General features: G+C 70.1%; 11 protein-coding genes. 9 read left to right on the top strand and 2 right to left on the bottom strand.

Annotation, left to right across the window (positions count from 1 at the left end; translation table 11 throughout):
• The first annotated feature begins 22 nt into the window (after nucleotides 1-22).
• The 5 genes from RUR_RS27190 to RUR_RS27170 all read left to right on the top strand — a co-directional run bounded on the left by RUR_RS27190 (nucleotide 23) and on the right by RUR_RS27170 (nucleotide 9,364).
• Entirely contained in the window at nucleotides 23-853 is an 831-nt protein-coding gene (locus RUR_RS27190) for a thioesterase II family protein (RefSeq protein WP_283138050.1), read from the top strand.
• Between the two features lie 25 nt (nucleotides 854-878).
• Nucleotides 879-1,064: an MbtH family NRPS accessory protein gene (locus RUR_RS27185; protein ID WP_283138049.1), complete on the top strand. Its 186-nt coding sequence runs from the start codon at nucleotides 879-881 to the stop codon at nucleotides 1,062-1,064.
• 161 nt (nucleotides 1,065-1,225) lie between these two features.
• Complete coding sequence (locus tag RUR_RS27180; protein ID WP_283138048.1) at nucleotides 1,226-2,311, top strand: cytochrome P450; 1,086 nt, start codon at nucleotides 1,226-1,228, stop codon at nucleotides 2,309-2,311.
• A gap of 20 nt (nucleotides 2,312-2,331) precedes the next feature.
• The gene (locus RUR_RS27175; protein ID WP_283138047.1) at nucleotides 2,332-6,846 is read left to right on the top strand and encodes a non-ribosomal peptide synthetase; all 4,515 of its coding nucleotides are present in this window, start codon (nucleotides 2,332-2,334) and stop codon (nucleotides 6,844-6,846) included.
• Nucleotides 6,847-7,534: 688 nt separating this feature from the next.
• Nucleotides 7,535-9,364, top strand: a complete 1,830-nt coding sequence (locus RUR_RS27170) for a cellulose binding domain-containing protein (protein ID WP_283138046.1) — start codon at nucleotides 7,535-7,537, stop codon at nucleotides 9,362-9,364.
• Nucleotides 9,365-10,002: 638 nt separating this feature from the next.
• Here RUR_RS27170 and RUR_RS27165 read toward each other — a convergent pair.
• A complete protein-coding gene (locus RUR_RS27165; protein WP_283138045.1) occupies nucleotides 10,003-12,447 on the bottom strand; it encodes a M14 family zinc carboxypeptidase in 2,445 nt (814 codons plus the stop codon).
• Nucleotides 12,448-12,865: 418 nt separating this feature from the next.
• Here RUR_RS27165 and RUR_RS27160 point away from each other — a divergent pair, with 418 nt between their 5' ends.
• Complete coding sequence (locus RUR_RS27160) at nucleotides 12,866-13,684, top strand: PIG-L family deacetylase (RefSeq protein WP_283138044.1); 819 nt, start codon at nucleotides 12,866-12,868, stop codon at nucleotides 13,682-13,684.
• An 82-nt stretch (nucleotides 13,685-13,766) separates the two neighbouring features.
• On the top strand, nucleotides 13,767-13,958 hold the full coding sequence (locus RUR_RS27155; RefSeq protein WP_283138043.1) for a hypothetical protein: 192 nt from the start codon (nucleotides 13,767-13,769) through the stop codon (nucleotides 13,956-13,958).
• A 49-nt stretch (nucleotides 13,959-14,007) separates the two neighbouring features.
• Here RUR_RS27155 and RUR_RS27150 read toward each other — a convergent pair whose 3' ends face one another.
• Complete coding sequence (locus tag RUR_RS27150) at nucleotides 14,008-15,237, bottom strand: FAD-dependent monooxygenase (protein WP_283138042.1); 1,230 nt, start codon at nucleotides 15,235-15,237, stop codon at nucleotides 14,008-14,010.
• Between the two features lie 136 nt (nucleotides 15,238-15,373).
• Between RUR_RS27150 and RUR_RS27145 the strand changes: the two genes are divergently transcribed.
• Nucleotides 15,374-15,922 (top strand): TetR/AcrR family transcriptional regulator, encoded by a 549-nt coding sequence (locus tag RUR_RS27145; protein ID WP_283138041.1) that lies wholly within the window; start codon nucleotides 15,374-15,376, stop codon nucleotides 15,920-15,922.
• 270 nt (nucleotides 15,923-16,192) lie between these two features.
• Complete coding sequence (gene hrpA, locus RUR_RS27140; protein ID WP_346349071.1) at nucleotides 16,193-20,356, top strand: ATP-dependent RNA helicase HrpA; 4,164 nt, start codon at nucleotides 16,193-16,195, stop codon at nucleotides 20,354-20,356.
• Nucleotides 20,357-20,421 lie beyond the last annotated feature (65 nt).

The raw sequence follows: 20,421 nt of genomic DNA, 5'->3' as shown, positions 1-20,421 counted from the left end.
TCCGCCCGGAGAGGACGGAGCGGTGAAGGCCCGATGGCTGGTGAGCTGGCGGCCTGAGCCGTACGGCCGCCCGGTCGTGCTCTGTCTGCCGCAGGCCGGGGCCGGATGCGGGTGGTTCCGCTCCTGGCAGCACCGGCTGGGGGACCGGCTCTCGGTGATCGGCGTCCAGCTCCCCGGCCGGGAGAACCGCTGGGCCGATCCGCCGCCGGAGAGCGTCGAGGCGGTCGTCGAGGCCGTCACCGGGGAGCTCGTCGACGCGATGCCCCCGGGCCACCCCTTCCTGGTGTTCGGGAACAGCTTCGGCGGGCTCATCGGCTACGAGATCACCCGAAGCCTCGGACTGCGGTACGGCCGATGGCCGCTCGCCTTCGTCGTCGCCGCCTGCCGTCCCCCGGACTCCTGGGCCGGGGCCGGCCGGGGACTCGTCGAGGGGGAGGAGGAGCTGGCGGGGCTGCTCGACGCCCGGGGACTCGGCGCGGACGACCTCGACGAGGACAGCCGGGAGATCGCCTTGGAGATCCTCCGGCAGGACGCCCGCCTCTCCCTCGACTACGAGCTCCGGGGTGAGCCCGCGCTGCCCTGCCCGGTCGAGGCGTGGGGCGGGGAGACCGACGAGACCGTCACCGCGGCCCAGCTGGACGGGTGGGCCGGCTACGCGGCCGGAGGGTTCCGCCGCAGGCGGTTCCCGGGGGGCCACCACTTCGCCGTGGAGCACGCCGAGGCGCTCCTCCCGCTGCTGGCCGGGCTCGGCGACCCCGAGCCCGCGTCCGAATCCGTCCCCGGACCGTCCGGGCCGCCGCCGGCCGTCCGGGCGCCGTCCGCGAACCCGTCGCACCGAGCCGCCGCGCGATGAGCGCGCGACCCCGAGAGGAGCCGCAGTGAACGAGGATCACCGGCGCTACACCGTGCTCGTCAACGACGCGGAGCAGTACGCACTCCACCCCGAGGCGGCCCGGGTGCCCGGCGGCTGGCGCCCGGCCGGCTTCTCGGGTGACGAGAACGCGTGCGCGCGCCACGTGGACGAGCGTTGGACCGACATGCGCCCGCCGCAGGCGCGCCGGTAGGGGAGGCCGACATGCGCGTGAACCTGCATGACACCCGGATGTTCGCCGAGAACAGGTTTTGGCCGGTTTTCAGCTGGTTGAGGGAGAACGCACCCGTCTATCGGCATGAGGCCGCCGACGGGGGACCGGACTTTTGGGTTGTCAGCAAATATCGAGACATTGTGGGTGTGTACGCGGACCATGCCGGCTTCAGCTCCCGGTTCGGCATGCGGCTCGACACCGACGGCCAGGCCGTCGCGGCCGTCTCCCAGCGGATGCTGATCGTCTCCGACGCCCCCGACCACACCCACCTCAAACGCGTCCTGCAGCGGGCCTTCTCCCCGGCCGAGATGCCGCGGATGGAGGCCCTGGTCCGCCAGGTGGTGGCCGAGGTCCTCGACGACGGGGTGCGAGCCGGCGAGGTCGATTTCATCGACGTCGCCAAGCGCATCCCCAACTATGTGGTCTGCACCATGATGGGCATCCCGCGGGAGGACTGGGAGTGGCTCGGCCAGATCACCACCGACGCCTTCGAGTCGGAGGACGAAGCCGAGCGCGGCGGCGCCCACGGAGAGATCTTCCTCTACTTCGCCGACCTCCTCGACCGCCGTCGCCGCCACCCCGGCGACGACTTCGTCAGCGCCGTCGCCGCCGCGCGCCGGGTCGCCGACGTCCCCGGCGGGGAGCGCCCGCTCAGCGACGAGGAGATCATTTTCAACTGCAACGGCGTGCTCGCCGGAGCCAACGAGACCACCAGGTACTCCGCCGCGGGCGGTGTGCTCGCCTTCGTCGACAACCCCGACCAATGGGAACTCCTGCGCGCCGGAGGCCCCGCCACGGCCGCCACCGCGGCCGAGGAGATCCTCCGCTGGACCACCCCCGGCGTGCACGCCCTGCGGACCGCCGTACGCCCCACCAAGGTCGGCGGGGTCAGGATCGAGCCCGGAGACCAGGTCACCCTGTGGAACGTCTCCGCCAACCGGGACGAGGAGGTGTTCACCCAGGCGGACCGTTTCCTCGTGGGCAGGACACCCAACCGCCACATCGCCTTCGGCCACGGCCCCCACCTGTGCCTGGGCGCGCGGCTCGCCAGGATCGAACTCGTCGCGTTCCTCGAAGAGCTCGTCGCTCGCGTCGAACGGATCGAGCTCACCGGCGAACCGGTCTACAACGGATCGAACTTCACCTGGGGCCTCCGCCGGCTGCCCGTGCGACTCGTCCCCGCACGGCACCCCGGCATCGCCGGCCCCGAGACCGCCGCCGCATAGGCCCCCAAGGAGGTAACGCCGTGACCACCCCCGCCATCACCCGAGGTGCCCAGGTCACCACCCCCGAGTTTCTCGACCTGCCGACCGATCGCGGCCGGTCCGTCAACGGAACGGCCGGCCACTACTCCGTGCGCGTCCCCATCACCGGGCGGACCCAGGACTGGTGGACCGCGCTGTTCCTCGCCTTCCTGCACCGCTACAGCGGCGTCGGCGAGATCCCCCTGACCGGATCCACCGGCCGGGTACACCGCTACGACGTGGATCCCGGCGACACCCTGGGCACCCTGCGGGCCCGGGTGGCCCGTCCCGGCGCCGCCCAGACCGTACCGGGCGGTACGGCCCCCGCGGACGGCGGCGTCACCGTCGCCCTCGCCCACATTGACCAGGGGCGGATCCCCGGCGACCTGTGCCTGCTCGTCTCCGAGGACGGAGGCGTGCTGCTCGCCGCGGCCGACCTGTGGCTGCCCGAGACCGCCGAGCGGATGGCCGGGCAGCTGGTCACCCTCGCGGTGAGCGCCCGGGCCCGCCCCGGCAGCCCGGTGTCCGAGCTCGACCTGCTCACCCGGGAGGACCGCGCCCGCATCCTCACCGGCTGGAACGACACCGCCGCCGACTGGCCGGACACGAGCTACCCGCGGCTCGTCGCCGAGCACGCCGCCGCGACCCCCGATGCCCCGGCGCTGGTCCAGGGGGACCGGGTCGTCACGTTCGCCGAGCTGGAGACCCGCACCAACAAGATCGCCGGCCTGCTGCGCCGGCTCGGCGCGGTACCCGGTGAGCGGGTCGGCCTCCTCTGCCCGCGCGGCGCCGACTTCGTCCTGGCCACCCTCGGCGTGCTCAAGACCGGGGCGGCGCTGGTCCCGCTCGACCCGGTCAACCCCGACGCCCGGCTCACACACATGGTCGAGGACGCCGAGCCCGTCGTCGTCCTGGTCACCGAGGCGCTGCAGGGCCGGGCGCCCGGCGGGGTGCGGGTCCTGCGGGTCGACGGCGCCGAGTTCGACGACGAGCCGGACGAGGCGCCCGAGGTGACGCTGACCGCGGACACCGTCAGCCACCTCATCTACACCTCCGGCTCCACCGGGCGTCCCAAGGCGGTCCTCGAACGGCACGGCGCGCTGGTCAACCTCGTGCACTGGACCGGCCGGGCGTACGGCGTGCGCCCGGGCGACCGGGCCTCCTGGCTCTCCACCCCCGGCTTCGCGGTCCAGCTTATGGAGTGGCTTCCCTACCTCGCGCTCGGCGTGGCGATCCACGTCGGGGACGTCGAGGAGCGTACGCCCGAGCAGGTGCGCGACTGGCTCGTCTCCTCCGGGATCACCCACACGATGCTCGTCGCCGCGCTCGCCGAACGGGTCTGGCCGCTGCACTGGCCGGAGGGCACCCGGCTGCGCATCATGGTCACCACCGCCGAGCGCGTACACAGCTGGCCACCGGTCGACACCCCGTTCCGGGTGGTCATGACCTACGGCTCCACCGAGACCACCAACGCGCTCTCCTGCCTGGACATCGGCGCCGGCCAGGACTGCACCGCGCAGGCCACCCCCGAGGAGATCCGCGAGACCCGGCCCGTCCCCGTCGGCAGGCCGGTCGCCAACACCCGGGCCTACATCCTCGACGCGGCGGGCGCGCCGGTGCCCGTCGGGGTCGTGGGGCACCTGCACATCGCGGGGGCGGGCGTCGCCGCCGGCTACCACCGCAGGGATGAGCTCACCGCCGCCAAGTTCCGCCCCACCACCCTTCCCGAGGAGCCCGAGCCCGTCCTGTACGACACCGGGGACCTCGCGCGGCACCGTCCGGACGGGGTGATCGAGCTCCTCGGCCGCTCCGACGCCCAGGTGAAGATCCGCGGGTTCCGGGTCGAGCTCGGCGAGGTCGAGACCGTCGTCGGGTCGGCGCCCGGCGTCGCCGAGGCCGTCGTCACGGCGCGGCCGGAGGAGTGGGGCGGTCTGCGCCTGGTCGCCTACGTCGCCCCCGCCTCCGCCGAGGCCCGGATCATCCGCGCGCACGTCACCCGGCGGCTGCCGCAGTACATGGTGCCCGCGGTGATCGTCGCCTTGGACGAGCTGCCCCGCCTGCCGAACGGCAAGCTGGACCTGCGGGCGCTGCCCGAGCCGACCGGGACCGGGGACGGCACCGAGATCGTCGCCCCGCGGAACGAGATCGAGACCCGGCTGGAGCGGATCTGGGCGGCGCTGTTCAACATCGAACGGGTCGGCGTCGAGGACAACTTCTTCGAGCTCGGCGGGCATTCCCTCCTCGCCTTCCGGCTCATCGACGAGGTCCGTACGGCGTTCGCGGTCGAACTCAGCCTCCCCGACCTCTACCGGTGTCCCACGATCGAAGGGCTCGCCGGGCTCATCGGCGTCAGCAAAACCGAGGGCAGATCGGACTTCGGCGGCATGTCCGCCATCGAACCCGACCCCGCGAACCGGTTCACCCCGTTCCCGCTCACCGAATGCCAGCAGGCGCTGTGGGTCGGCCGGGGCGACGCCGTCGACCTCGGCAACGTCGGATGCCACGGCTACTTCGAATGGGAGAGCGACCACCTCGACGTCGAGCGGTTCAAGACCGCCTGGCGCAGACTCGTCGAGCGGCACGACGCGCTCCGTACGATCATCAGGCCCGACGCCCTGCAGCAGGTCCTCGCCGAGCCGCCGCACTACGACATCGACGTCCTGGACCTGAGCGACGCCGACCCCGTAGCCGCCGCCGAGCAGCTGGAGGCGCTGCGCTCCCGGCTCTCCCACCAGGTCCTCGACGACGGGCACTGGCCGCTCTTCGACGTCCGGCTCTCCATCCTCCCCGGACCGGCCTGGCGGGTCCGCATCCACCTCAGCCTCGACTTCCTCATCTCCGACGCCTGGAGCTACTTCCAGGTCCTCATCCCCGACCTGGTCCAGCTCTACGAACACCCCGACGAGGAGATGCCCCCGCTGCGGCTCAGCTTCCGGGACTACGTTCTCGGCGGCCGGGACCGGCTCACCGACAGCGACGTCTACCGGCGCTCGGAGCTCTACTGGCTCGACCGCCTCGACACCCTGCCGGCCGCCCCCGTCCTCCCCGCCCGCCCGGCGGACCAGGAGGAGAAGCCGATCCGCTTCGACCGGCGCGACCACCGCATCGACCCGGGGACCTGGGACCGGCTCAAGGCCCAGGCCACCGAGTACGGCGTCACGCCCTCCGGCCTGCTCGCCGCCGTCTTCGCCGAGGTCCTCCGGGCCTGGAGCGGCTCCGAGCGGTTCACCATCAACTTCCCCATCTTCAACCGCCTGCCGCTTCACCCCGACATCAACGGGCTCCTCGGCGACACCACCACCACGATGCTCCTCGCCGTCGAGAAGGCCGACGGCACCTTCGCCGAACGCGCGCAGGCCCTGCAGGGCCAGCTCTGGGCCGACCTGGAGCACCGGTACTTCAGCGGCGTCCAGGTCCTGCGGGCCCTCACCCGCAAGCGCGGCGCCATGCTCCCCGCCATGCCCATCGTGATGACCAGCCTCGCCGGCCATCCGCCGCGCGCCTTCGCCGCCTCCCTCGGCGAGGCCACCTACTCCATCTCCCAGACCCCGCAGGTCTCGATCGACTTCCAGGTCTTCGAAGTCGCGGGGGAGCTCCAGTTCAACTGGGACTTCCTCCCCGGGCTGTTCCCCGACGGCCTGGTCGAGGAGATGTTCGACGCCTTCTGCGCCATCCTGCACCGGCTCATCGACGACCCGGCTACGTGGCGGGCCGCCGACTTCGGCCTCACCTCGTCGCACGAGCTCCCCGCGGCCGACGGGCCGGAGGACACCCTCGCGGGCCGGGACACCGGTGAGGCGTGGGAGCGGTTCTGGGCCGGGGTCGACCGCACCGGGTCCGGCGGCGACGTCCTGTGGGACCCCGACAACGACCAGGAGCTCTCCGACTGGGTCGACGTCGCGCTCCAGCACATGAACCGCTCGCTTCCCGTCGTCGACATCGGCTGCGGCAACGGCCGGTTCACCCGGGCGTTCGCCGCCAGGTTCCCCGCGGCCGTCGGCACCGACGTCTCGGCCAGCGCGATCGCGCACGCCGTCGCCGAGTCCGTGCGGACCCCGCGCACCGCCTTCCAGACCCTCGACGCCACCCGGCCCGAGGAGGGCACGGCCCTCGCCATGGAGATCGGCGACGCCAACGTCTTCGTCCGCGCGGTCCTGCACGTCCTGGACGACGCGGGGCGGCGCGGCTTCGCCGAGACCGTGGCCGAGCTGACGGGCGACCGCGGCGTGCTCATCCTCCTCGAACCGGCTTACGAGGAGTCCTCCTTCGGCTACCTCGGCTTCGTCGGGGGAGACCGCGGCCGGGCCGCCACGCTCGTCCGGCCGCTGGAGCGGGCCGGGGTCAACCACTCCTCCCGCTTCGGCGGCGAGGAGCTGGACCGCTACTTCCGGGCGGAGGACGGCTGGGAGCAGGTGACCTCGGGCGGGGTCGAGCTGGCCGCCATCGACCCCGACTCGGACACGAGTTCCATCAGGATCCCCGGCTTCTTCGCCGTGGTCCGCCGCACCCGGGTCTGACTCCGGTGATCGTTGCGCTGTGTGCACCCCTGCGGGGTCGCACAGCGCAACGATCATTCGGCGCGTCCGGGGCTAGCACGTCCTACGAAGCGGCGCCCACTGCTCGGTGATCGTTGCGCTGTGTGCTCCCGCTGGGGTGCGCAGAGCGCAACGATCATGCCGGGTGGGGTGTCGGCAGTCTGCTTTGGTGATCGTTGTGGTGTGTGGCCCCTGGAGGGTGCGTACAGCGCAACGATCATTTGGCGAGTTGGGGGCTCTCGCACGTCCTACGAGGCCGCGCCCCAGCTGCTTGGTGATCGTTGCGCTGTGTGCTCCCGCTGGGGTGCGCAGAGCGCAGTGATCATGTGGGGCGGGGTGCCGGCAGTCTGCTCTGGTGATCGTTGTGGTGTGTGGCCCCTGGAGGGTGTGTACAGCGCAACGATCACGGGGAGTGTTCGGGGGGATCGCGCGGTGAGCGAGGGGTCGACCGCGACGGGTGGGCCCTGTGGCGGCCGTACCGGAACGGTTTGGTGGGGTTCGGGCTCTTGTGGAGTGATGTCGATCGGGTTACGATCACGCACATCTATTAGGAAACTTTATTAAAAGTATTGGGCCTGTGCCGGAGACGGCGCAGGCATCGCGCCGACAGACCCCCCACTGCCGGCACGGCGGCCCTCAGCCCTGCCGGCCCTCCCTGAGGGAGCACCACATGCGTTTCATCCGCCTGTGCGTCGCCGCCTTATTGGCGGCGACGGCCCTGATCGCGACCACCGGACCGGCGAGCGCCGCGTCCGCCACCGCCACCTTCGTCAAGACCGGCGACTGGGGCTCCGGGTGGCAGGGCCAATACACCATCACCAACGGCAGCACCACCCCGCTCGCCTCGTGGAAGGTCGAGTTCGACCTCCCCGCCGGGATCTCGGTCGGCTCCTCCTGGGACGCCCGGATGACCAGGACCGGGCAGCACTACGTCTTCGACAACCTCAGCTGGAACGGGAGCATCGCCCCCGGCGCGTCGCGGACCTTCGGCTTCCTCGGCACCCCCGGCGGCCCGAGCGCCCTCCCGCTGAACTGCAAGCTCAACGGCGGTTCCTGCACCGACACCGGCGGCGTGCCCGGCACCCCCGGCACCCCGACCGTGACCGGGGTGACCGACACCTCCATCTCGCTGGCCTGGACCGGCTCCTCCGGGACTGTGACGGGTTACCGGGTGTACGAGGGTGCCAACGTGCGGGCGACCGTGACCGGCACCACCGCCACGATCTCGGGCCTCGCTTTGTGCCAGCCGCACACCTACACCGTCAAGGCCTACAACAGCGTCGGTGAGTCCGCGGCGAGCGGCTCGGTCACCGGGACCACCTCCGGGTGCCAGGGCGTGCCCGGCGTCCCCGGCACCCCGACCGTGAGCGGCAAGACCAACAGCTCCCTCACCCTGGCCTGGACCGGCTCCTCCGGGACCGTGACGGGTTACCGGGTGTACGAGGGTGCCAACGTGCGGGCGACCGTGACCGGCACCACCGCCACGATCTCGGGCCTGGGGCTCTGCGAGCCGCACACCTACACCGTCAAGGCGTACAACTCCATCGGTGAGTCCGCCGCGTCCGGTTCGGTCTCCGGCACCACTGACGGCTGCCGGGTCGACCCGCTGCCCAAGCACTTCCTCACCGGCTACTGGCAGAACTTCACCAACCCGGCGCAGGCGCTCCGGCTCAGCGAGGTTCCGAGGGACTACGACCTGGTCGCGGTGGCTTTCGCCGACGCGACCTCGACCCCCGGTGAGCTCGCCTACAGCATCGACCCCAAGCTCTCGACCGCGCTCAACGGCTACACCAACGCCCAGTTCACCGCGGACGTGGCGACGCTGAAGTCGCGGGGCCAGAAGGTCATCCTCTCGGTCGGCGGTGAGCTCGGCCGGGTCCAGGTGGCCAGCTCCGCGGCGGCCACGGCCTTCTCCAACAGCGCCTACAACCTGATCCAGACCTACGGGTTCGACGGCATCGACATCGACCTGGAGAACGGCCTCAACGCCACCTACATGGCCCAGGCCCTGCGGCAGCTGCACAGCCGGGTGCCCGGCCTGATCATCACCATGGCGCCGCAGACCATCGACATGCAGTCGACCGGCGGGTCCTACTTCCAGCTCGCGCTGGCCATCAAGGACATCCTCACCGTGGTGTTCACCCAGTACTACAACTCCGGCACGATGCTCGGCTGCGACCAGGCCCAGGCGTACGGCCAGGGCACGATCAACTTCATGACCGCGCTCGCCTGCATCCAGCTGGAGAACGGCCTGCGTGAAGACCAGGTGGCGCTCGGCCTGCCCGCCGGGCCCGGGGCGGCCGGCGGCGGCATCGTCGCGCCGTCCATGGTGAACAACGCCCTGGACTGCCTGGCCAAGCGGACCAGCTGCGGCAGTTTCGTCCCGCCGCGTGCCTACCCGGGCATCCGCGGGGCGATGACCTGGTCCATCAACTGGGACGCGACCCACAACTGGAACTTCTCCCGTACGGTCAAGCCGCATCTGGCGGCCATGCCGTAACCGGTTTCACCGGGTCGAACACCCGGCGCCCGGTTCCCCGGGCGCCGGGTGCGCCGTGCCGTCAGGCCCGGGATCCACGCCGGTTCGATGAGAGCCCGGTACGGCCTGCGGCCGCGTAAGCCGTTGCGCTCCGGGCGACCTGTCTCGAAGCCGGGTGCGCGATCCGGCCACAGCTCCACGCCGCCCGCGTGATCGTTGCGCTGTGCGCACCCGAGGGGGTGCGGAGAACACAACGATCACCGGGTGACCGCCGTCACGGCCGCATCGCCGGTGATCTCGGCGATCCTCGGTCTGCCCGCCGGCTTCTTCGTGATCGTTGTGGTGTGTGGACTCTGGAGGGTGCGGAGGGCGCAATGATCATTCGGCGGCTGGGGTGGGTAGTGCGTCGTTGGTGATCTCGGTGGTGTTCGGGTGATCCGTGGCTCCCTGTGTCGTCTTCGTGATCGTTGTGGTGTGTGGACTCTGGAGGGTGCGGAGAGCGCAATGATCATTCGGCGATGGGTGTACAGGGGGCCGGTACGGCCTGAGGTGGCTCGGGCGGCATCGTGTGGGTCGAGGGCGGCCGGAGGCCGTACCGGTCCGGAATACGGAACGGCGGCCACCGGTGCGAGACCGATGGCCGCCTGGAGCCGCAGGGGTCAGTGGCGTCCGACCCGCACCGTCTCCCTCTGGTAGTTGTGGCCCTTGCCGTCAGGCTTGTAGCCGTCCTCGACGTTGCCCCGGATGTCCACGGAGAACCAGTGGACCCGGGTGGTCCTGTCCACCGTGATCTTCTGCGCTCCCTCTCGCATCGCCGCGGCGGTCAGCTTGGGCGAGTTGAGGGTGGGCCGGCTGCCGTCCAGCGTGTAGTACACGTTGGCCGGCTCGTCCAGCTCGAAGGTGAACGTGGTGGTGGTGTCCGTCCGCCCGGTGATCTCCAGGTCGGATTCGGGGTCCTCCCGGTCACGGGAGTAGCCGCGGGCGACCTCCAGGATCGCGATCTGGCCGGAGGCGAACTCCATGGCCTCCTCGTGGCCCTCGGTGAACGGCGGCTGGAAGCCGACGCCCTCGAACTGCTTGGTCACCGGGTTGTAGACGTCCGCGCCGACCTCGAAGCTCCAGCCGATGATGCCGCGGTTGGTCCAGTGCTCGTCCGCGCTGTTGCCGGCCGCGGAGTAGAGCACGTCCGGAATCGGGCCGGTGCGGCCCGGCCAGATGCCGTTGCCCCGCCAGGACTGCACCCCGGAGAGGATCTTGTTCGAGGCCTCCCAGAAGAAGTTCTCCGTGCCGAAGTCGACCCGCGGCAGCGTCTCGCGGCTCGGCACCTTGTACGCCCCCGGAGCCCACATGAAGTAGCCGCCGTAGGAGTGGGTGTTCATCGCGAACTTGATGTTCGGGAACCGCTCGGTCAGCCAGACCTCGTTGCGCGCCTCCGGCTCGGACAGCTCGCCCGGACCGGCGTAGTTGCCGCTGGTGCAGTTGGTGGAGGCACCGCTGTACCCGTCGAAGATGGAACCCACCGAGAAGTTGCGGTTGAGGTCCACCCCCCAGTTGTTGCGCACCGCCGGGTCGCCCAGGGTGAGCGGGCAGTGGTTGGTCATGTTCTTACGCTGCATGTTGAAGTCGTAGAAGCTGTAGTGCGACCCGTCGGGGTTGACCGTCGGCATGATGAAGATGTCGAGGTCGTCCACGAGCTTTTTGGTCTGGTTGTCGCGCGCGTAGTTGCGCAGCAGCCGCTCGGCGGTCTCCACGCAGGTCAGCGGGGTCACCCACTCGCGGGCGTGCTCCTGGCAGTAGAGGAAGACGCCGACCTTCGAGCCGCTCCGGTCCTTGCCGATCCGCAGCGCCTTCACCTGGAACGGGTCGCGGGAGACGGTCGCGGGGGCCTTGAGGTTGTCGGTCAGCCGGGTCGCCGGGGCGGGGGCCACCACGCCGTCACCGGGGCTGGTGCGGTAGACGGCGGCGGTCAGCAGGGCCGCGGCGCCGCTGTTGCCGTTGATCGCGTCCACCACCTGGCGGGCGGTGCTGACGGCCGCGCCGGAGGCGTCCGTGGCCAGGCTGACCACGAGGTCCTTGCCGGTGACGGTGACGCTCAGCGGGCTGGAGGGGGCGTCCGGCTTGACCACGGCCACGCTGAGGTCGTTGCCGCCCTGGTGGCCGTACGCCTTGGAGACGACGTGGAAGGTGCTCGCCGCGACCGTGCCGAACTGCGCCTGGGCCGCCCGGCGGTAGCCGTTGGTCTTGTTCGGCAGGTCGATGAGCTGGGAGATCCTCGGGAACTCCTTGGAGAGCGCGGTGATCCGGTTGGTCACCTCGGTCGCGTCCATGTACCGGTCCACGAAGTCCGCGACGTAGTGCGGGCTCGGGGCCTTGCGCGGGAGACCCAGCCACTTGGTCACCGGCACCGTCGCCGTGCCGCCGCGGCTGCTGGTGATCGTGACCTTGGAGGGCGTGTCGGCGATGTTCACCGGCGCGTTGAACCGGTGGTACATGTACTGGCCCACGTCGGTGAACCGCGACATCGTGGCGGTGCCGCCCGAGTCCGGCGGCGTCCCGCGGCCCTTGTCCCAGGTGACGGTGAGCACGGTCTGCGCGTCGGTCGCGCTCGACTTCACCTCGACGGAGAGGAATCGCTGGTTGTCGAGGCTGGTGAACCATTCGGCCCGCAGCGGGGTCAGGGTGTCGGTCTCCGACGCGGCCTCGGTCTGGGCGGCGATCGCCTCACGCCGGTCGGCCTTGTTGGCGGCGAAGTCGCTCTGGTCGGAAATGACCCCGGCCACGTTGAAGCCGAGGTCGCGCAGCTGCTGCGCCTCCGCGGGGCTGAGCACCGCGTGGACCTCGAAGCCGCCCTCGACGGGCTTCTTGTACTCGGCGAGGTCGACGCCGAGCTCGTTGAGCCGGTCGATCCCGGCCTCGTCGGGGACGATGACGCGCATCAGCGCCACGCCGTTCTGCTCCGTGCTGGACGGCCGCTCGGGGGCGACCTCGGACACGGGTGGGGAGAGGTTCGCCAGAACGGGGATGGAGCTGAGGCTCAGGACAATGGGAAGGGTGAGCACGACCGCGACGCGGCCTGCTCTCCTGCCATTGAGAGAACTCCTCATGAGAGATTCCTCCAGTTGGCGCACGTTTCCGGGCAGTGGTTCACCTCGGTAGGAAACGTGCATTTGGCTGAAATCTTCGCCATGGGGTGGATCTTCGTCAAGATCCCATAATGTCCCATTTCGGATAACTAATGGGGCGTATCGATATTTGCTATAAAGTTATAATAAAGTGCATTTTCTGAGATCTCTGTGATCCTATAGGGCAATGTGGCTTGGTTGGGCTGTTTGTCTAGATAACTATCTCTATATAGCTATTTGGGGGGATTTGTCGTGAATCGCTGTGGCAGGTCCTGAAGGTGACCCGGAGCGTCCAGGTGGTCGCTCCGCGGTACGGCCGCGGACACGCGGCCGGAGATGTCGGCCGCGCTCGGTATCGTCGGTCCGTCACCGGTGGACGCAACGGAATCTGGGGGACTCAATGGATCAAGTGCTGACACTCATGGCGGTCCACGCGCATCCCGACGACGAGGTGCTCGGCACCGGCGGGATCCTGGCCCGCTACGCCGAGGCCGGGATCCGCACGGTCCTGGTCACCTGCACCAACGGGGAGCAGGGCGACGGACCCGGCGGGGTGAAGCCCGGACAGGACGGCCACGACGTCGCCGCGGTCGCCGAGCGGCGCCTCGCCGAGCTGAAGGAGTCCACGGGCCACCTGGGTGTCACCCACGTCGAAACGCTCGGCTACCGCGATTCGGGGATGGTCGGCTGGGCGGCGAACAACCATCCGGAGGCGTTCTGCAACATCCCGGTGGAGCGGGCCGCGGCCCGGCTCGGCGCGCTCATGGAGCGCTACCGCCCCCAGGTCGTGGTGACCTACGACGAGGACGGCGGGTACGGGCACCCCGACCACATCCAGGCGCACCGGATCGCCGTCGCGGCGACCGAGGGCACCGGGATCCCCGACAAGCTGTACTACACCGCCCTGCCCCGCTCCGGGATGCGGCAGATGGTCGCCTACATGCGGGAGGCCGGGATCGACATGGGCGACTTCGATCCCTCCGAGGACTTCGGCACCCCCGATGAGCTGATCACCAGTGTGGTCGACGTCCTGCCGTACCTCGACCGCAAGGTCAAGGCGCTCAAGGCGCACGCGAGCCAGAGCGACGGCGCCTTCCTCCTCGCGATGCCGGAGGAGGCCCAGCGGCTCATGCTGGCGAGTGAGACGTTCATCCGCCGGATGAGCCGCGTCGCCGCCCCCGACCGCGAGGACGACCTCTTTGCCGGAATCCGGAGCTAACCCCTCGCCCAGGACTCCCGCCGGTTGTCCGGCCCTCCCGCTCGGCCGACAGGATTCGTTCAGGTCAGCCGGAACGAGAAACGTGGAACGCCTGCAGCGCATCCGGGAGTTGCTGGAGCGGCAGGGCCACCAGGCCGGGGACGCGGTGCTCGCCCTGTTCTCCCTGCACGGATTCCATCCCGACGTTCTGCGGGCCGCCGGCCTCCGCGACGACCTCGTCCTTGTCGACCTTGCCGCACTGTACGGGGACGCTCCGGTCCTGGGCGGTACCTGAGCCACGAGGTGGTTTCGTCGGCGGGTCGGTTCGACGCGTAACCGGTGCCCTACGGCCGTACCGGGTTCGCGGGGGTGTAGTCCCGGATCGGGAAGTCGTTGTGGGGGCCGCTGCCGCTGCGGGAGAGCTTCAGGGCAAAGCGGACCAGGCCGCCGGGGAGGGTGTTTATCAGCCTGACGGACTGGGCGAGGGCCCACGCCCGGGTTCCGGTGTCGGGGATGATGGTTTTCGCGGTGCGGAGGCCGAAGGCTCTGCTGTGCCGGACGAATTCGGCCATCTCCGCCTCGTAGGCGGGGAAAGCCCGCCGATGGTCGCCGCCGGCGGCGGCGAGCTGTCCGGCGAGGACGTAGGCGCCGACCGCGGCGAGGCTGGTCCCGCCGCCAACCGCGGGACCGGGGGAGTAGCCGGCGTCGCCCGCGAGGGTGATCCGGCCCTGGGACCAGGTGTCCATCCGGACCTGGGTGATGGAGTCGAAGTAGAAGGTCGTGGCGCGGTCGATCTCCTTGATCAGCCGAGGGGCCTGGTCCCAGGGGAGGTCGGCGAAGTGCCGGATGAGCAGCTCCTTCTGCCGGGGGATGTCCCGGTGGTGGTAGTCGAGCTCCGCGGCGCTGCGGAACATGAAGATCGCCCGTGCTTCGCCGAGGCGCCGGGCGCCGTAGACGCCCGCCATCCGGCCGACCCCGCTGTAGACCATCATGCGCCCGTCGAGGTTCAGATGGTTGGGGAGCGAGATCACGCCGAGGTAGGAGCCGATGTAGGCGGTGTGGCGCGACTCCTCGCCGAAGGTCAGGCGGCGGACGTTGGAGTGGAGGCCGTCCGCGCCGATCACGAGGTCGAACCTGCGCCCGGGGGTCCGCTCGAAGGTGACGTCGACGCCGTCGCCGTCGTCGCGCAGCCCGGTGATCGAGTCGTCGAAGAGGTACTCCACCTCGCCTTTGACGGTGTCGTACAGGATCTCGCTCAGGTCGTCGCGCATGATCTCGACGTGCCGGTCGGACATCACCTTCGTCAACCGGCTGGTCTCGACGTCGATGGGCCGCTTGATCCGGTCACCGGCCATCGTGATCAGGTCGGTCCCGGTGCGGTGCTCCAGGATCCGCGGCCAGGCGCCCATTCGCTCCACGATCTCCACGGCGGGTTTGAACAGGTCCACCGCGTGGCCGCCGGTCTTGCGCAGGGTGGGGGCGCGTTCCACGACGGTGGGGGTGAAGCCGTACCGGCGGAGCCAGTAGGCGAGGACCGGGCCGGCGACGCTCGCGCCGGAGACAAGGATGCGCATGAGACCCCTTCGTCCGTACTTACTTAACGGATGGTAAGCCATGATTCTACTTACCGGAAGGTCAGTTGTGGATGTATTCTACTTACCGGAAGGTCAGGGGATAGAATCGACGGACAACCTGCGAAGGAGGCGATCGGTGGAGTCTGCCCAACCGTCCGGCACCAAGGCGCGGATCCAGGAGGTGGCCCGGGAGCTGTTCGTGAGCCAGGGGGTGCGGCGGACGAGCCTGCGGGAGATCGCAGACCGTCTGGGCATCACCAAGCCCGCGCTCTACTACCACTTCGCCTCGCGGGACGACCTGGTTCGCAGCATCGTCGAGCCGCTCATCGAGGATGTCGAGGGGTTCCTGACGGAGCGGGAGGCGGTGGCCTCCGCCGATCCCCGGGAACTCCTGCAGGGGTACTTCGACCTCCTCTACCGGCACCGGGCGGTCACCGTGATGGTGGTGCGCGATCTGAGCGCGTTCGCGGGCCTCGACCTGACCGATCGTCTGTGGGATTGGCGCGCGCGGCTGACCACGCTGCTGATCGGCCCCGATCCTTTGCTCGCCGCCCAGGCGCGTGCGGTCGTGGCGATCGGCGGCATGTCGGACTGCACCGTGCAGTTCGCCCACCTCCCCGCCGAGGAGATCGGGCCGGCCGCCGTGGACGCGGCCTGCGCGGCGCTCGGCCTACCGGCACGCTGACCTCCAGCCGGTACGGCGTGACGCCACGCCGGCGGGCGCGGCCGTACGGAATCGATCGGATCGGGGGAGACACGGGCGACGTCGAACGCCGGTTTCGACGCGGCGGCATTCCCGATCCCGCCGGTGATCCGGGGCGGCGGCCGGCCGATCGGCGGAAATCGATTCGCGCGCGGCCGCCGATGTCGCCATCATGGGGTGGGGGCCAGGCGTCCGTGTCGGCCTGCCCGCGATGGCAGCTCGCAGGACCGGGGTGCCTATCCTTGCGAATGTATGGGAAAGCCACCTGTGAAACCTGCCGACCCCGTGCTCGGAGACCTTGAAGCGCGCCTGCCCGGCCTGATGTCGCGGGACGCGCACCGGCTGCGCCGCCGCATCGGCGGGGTCCGGAAGGTCCGCAACCCGGCGGCCCGGCGCTCGGTGCTCGCCGAGATCGCCGCGGAGGTGGAGACGGCCGAGGCCCGGGTGGCGGTGCGGCGGGAGAACGTCCCGGAGATCACCTATCCCGAGGCCCTGCCGGTCAGCCGGAAGAGGGACGAGATCCTCGCCGCGATCCGGGACCACCAGGTGGTCATCGTCGCGGGGGAGACCGGGTCCGGCAAGACCACCCAGATCCCCAAGATCTGCCTGGAGCTGGGGCGCGGGGTCCGCGGCCTGATCGGCCACACCCAGCCGCGCCGGATCGCCGCGCGGACGGTCGCCGAACGCATCGCCGAGGAGTTGAAGACCCCGCTGGGGGGAGTCGTCGGCTACCGGGTGCGGTTCACCGATCAGATCGGCGACTCCACCCTGGTGAAGCTGATGACCGACGGCATCCTCCTCGCCGAGCTGCAGAGCGATCGGATGCTCAGCCAGTACGACACCCTGATCATCGACGAGGCGCACGAGCGCAGCCTCAACATCGACTTCATCCTCGGCTACCTCAAGCAGCTGCTGCCCAAGCGACCCGACCTCAAGGTGATCATCACCTCGGCGACGATCGACCCCGAGCGGTTCTCCCGGCATTTCGCCGGTTTTCCGGTGGTCTCCGGTGACGGCGGACGCGGGGGCCGTGCGCCCCGCCGCCCTCGGCCGGACCACGGCGCCGACGCCGGTACGGCGAACTCGCGGCCCTCCGGCCGTACCGAATCCGCCCCGTCGGCGGCCGGTCCCGCCGAACCCGGTGGCGGCGCCGGTACGGCGGACTCGCGGCCTGCGGCCTGTACCGGATCCTCCGCCGAGCCGGGGGAGACCGGCGAGGCTTACGGCGGGCCCGGCGGAGTGGCGTCCGCCCACATCGGCGTCGACGGCGCCGGTACGGCGTCCGCGCGGCTTCCGGCCGGCGACGAGGCCGGGCCGGTCGGCGCGCCCATCATCGAGGTCTCCGGCCGCACCTATCCCGTGGAAGTGCGCTACCGGCCCATCACCGAGGATCAAGAGGATCAGGTTTCGGCGATCTGCGACGCGGTCGGCGAACTCTGCGCCGAAGGTCCGGGGGACATCCTCGTCTTTCTCAGCGGGGAGCGGGAGATCCGTGACACCGCGGACGCGCTGGTCAAACAGAACCTCCGGGACACCGAGATCCTCCCGCTGTTCGCGCGTCTCTCCGCGGCCGACCAGCACCGGGTGTTCCAGCCGGCTCGCGGGCGCCGGATCGTGCTCGCCACCAACGTCGCCGAGACCTCGCTCACGGTCCCGGGCATCAAGTACGTCATCGATCCGGGCACGGCGCGGATCTCCCGCTACAGCCACCGCCTGAAGGTGCAGCGGCTCCCGATCGAGAAGGTCTCCCAGGCCTCGGCGAACCAGCGCAAGGGCCGCTGCGGCCGTACCTCCGACGGGGTCTGCATCCGGCTCTTCGACGAGGAGGACTTTCTCAGCCGGCCGGAGTTCACCGATCCGGAGATCCTGCGCACCAACCTCGCCTCGGTCATCCTGCAGATGACGACCCTCGGGCTCGGCGACATCGCCGCATTCCCGTTCGTGGAACCCCCGGATCGCCGTCAGGTCAAGGACGGCGTCCTGCTCCTGCAGGAGCTGGGGGCGTTCTCCGGGAACGAGGTCACCCCGCTCGGCCGCAAGCTCGCCCAGCTCCCGGTGGACCCGCGGCTGGCCACGATGGTGCTGGCGGCCGACGACAACGGCTGCGCCGTCGAGGTGATGGTGATCGCCGCCGCGCTGTCCATCCAGGACCCTCGGGAGCGCCCCGCCGACAAGCAGGAGGCGGCCCAGCAGCGGCACGCCCGCTTCGCCGATAAAGAGTCAGATTTCATCTCTTACCTGAATCTCTGGAGATATCTCCGAGAACAGCAGAAAGAGCTGTCCTCCGGGCAGTTCCGCCGGATGTGCAAGGCGGAGTTTCTCAACTATCTCCGTGTCCGGGAATGGCAGGACATCTACAGCCAGCTCCGGCAGATGGCCAAATCCATGGGTGTGCACCTCAACAGCACCCCCGCGGAGCCGTACCGGATCCACGTCTCCCTCCTGGCCGGGCTGCTCTCGCACATCGGGCTCAAGGACACCGAGAAACACGAGTACCAGGGGGCGCGGAACGCCCAGTTCGCCCTGTTCCCCGGCTCGGCGCTGTTCAAGAAGCCGCCGCGCTGGGTGATGTCCGCCGAACTCGTGGAGACCTCGCGCCTGTGGGCCCGGGTCAACGCCCGCATCGAGCCCGAGTGGATCGAGCCCCTCGCCGGACATCTGGTGAAACGCACCTACAGTGAGCCGCACTGGGAGAAGAAGCAGGGCGCGGTGATGGCCTTCGAGCGGGTCACGCTGTACGGCGTGCCGATCGTCGCCCAACGCAAGGTGAACTACGGCCGGATCGACCCCGAGCTCTGCCGGGACCTGTTCATCCGGAACGCGCTGGTGGAGGGGGACTGGGACACCCATCACCGCTTCCTCAAGGAGAACCGCGCGCTCCTGGACGAGGTGGCCGAGCTGGAGAACCGGGCGCGGCGGCGCGACATCCTGGTCGACGACGAGACCCTGTTCGACTTCTACGACCGGCGGATCCCCGCCGAGGTCGGCTCGGTCCGGGATTTCGACGTCTGGTGGAAGCGGACCCGCGGCGCCCAGCCGGACCTGCTGACCTTCGAACGGGCGATGCTGATCCAGGGGGAGGGGGTCAGCGAACAGGACTACCCCGACGTCTGGCGGCAGGGCGCCCTGCGTTTCCCGCTCACCTATCAGTTCGAGCCGGGCGCCGACGCCGACGGGGTCACCGTGCACATCCCGCTCGCCGTCCTCAACCAGGTGAGTCCGGAGGGGTTCGACTGGCAGATCCCCGGTCTGCGGGAGGAACTCGTCACCGCGCTGATCAAGTCCCTGCCCAAGCCGATCCGGCGGAACTTCGTCCCGGCCCCGAACTTCGCCAAGGCGGTGCTCGCCGCGGCGAAACCGCGGGAAGGCGATCTCTGCGAGGTGATGGAGCGGGAGTTCCTCCGCCTCACCGGGTTCAAGATCCCCGGCGGGAGCTGGGACCTCGGCCGGGTCCCGGACCATCTGCGGATCACGTTCCGGGTCGAGGACGAGCACCGACGCAAGATCGCCGAGGACAAGGAGCTGGGCGAGCTGAAACGCCGGCTCACCCCGAGGCTCCGCGAGACGCTCGCCAAGGCCGGGGACGGGGTGGAGCGGCGTGGCCTGCGCGGCTGGAGTTTCGGCCGGCTGCCCGACCTGTTCGAGCAGGGGCGGGTCAAGGGGTATCCGGCGCTCGTGGACGAGCGGGAGAGCGTGGCCGTCCGGGTGTTCGAAACCCGGGAGCAGCAGCGGCGGGCGATGTGGACGGGGACCCGCAGGCTCATCCTGCTGAACGCGCCGTCCCCGGTGAAGTACGTCCTCGGCACCCTGTCGAACCGGAGCAAGCTGGTGCTCAGCTCGCACGGGAGCGCCGTCGACCTCTTCGACGACTGCACGGCCTGCGCGGCGGACAAGCTTATCGCCGACGCGGGTGGACCGGCCTGGGATCAGGAGGGTTTCGCCAGGCTCTCGGAGCGGGTGCGGTCGGATCTGAGCGACACGGTGCTGGACGTCGTGGTCAAGGTGGAGCGGATCCTCGCCGTGGCGCAGAGCGTCGACCTCCTGCTGAAGGGACTCTCCAGTCCGGTGCTGGCTCCGTCCGTCGCCGATGTGCGGACCCAGCTCGGCGCGCTCGTGTATCCGGGCTTCGTGACCGCCACCGGCTGGCGCAGGCTTCCGGATCTCCACCGCTATCTGCGGGCGGTGGAACGGCGGCTGGAGAAGCTGCCGGAGAACCCGCAGCGGGACCGGGAGTGGATGGCCAAGATTGCCCCGGTCCGTGCGGCTTTCGAGGCGCTGCCCCCGGGCGAGGGCCGGACCGAGATTCGCTGGATGCTGGAGGAACTCCGGGTGAGCTACTTCGCGCAGACCCTCGGCACTCCACACCCAGTCTCGGACAAACGTATCTATCGGGCGATAAACCAGCTTTCTAGTTGACAAACCGGTGTTTTCCCGGCGTCGAGTTGATTGACAAGCGTGGGATCTCGGGGCTACATTCACCA

The organism is Rhizohabitans arisaemae (assembly GCF_025996515.1).
GTDB classification, from domain to species: Bacteria; Actinomycetota; Actinomycetes; order Streptosporangiales; family Streptosporangiaceae; genus Rhizohabitans; species Rhizohabitans arisaemae.
This window is presented reverse-complemented; position numbering and strand designations above follow the sequence as displayed.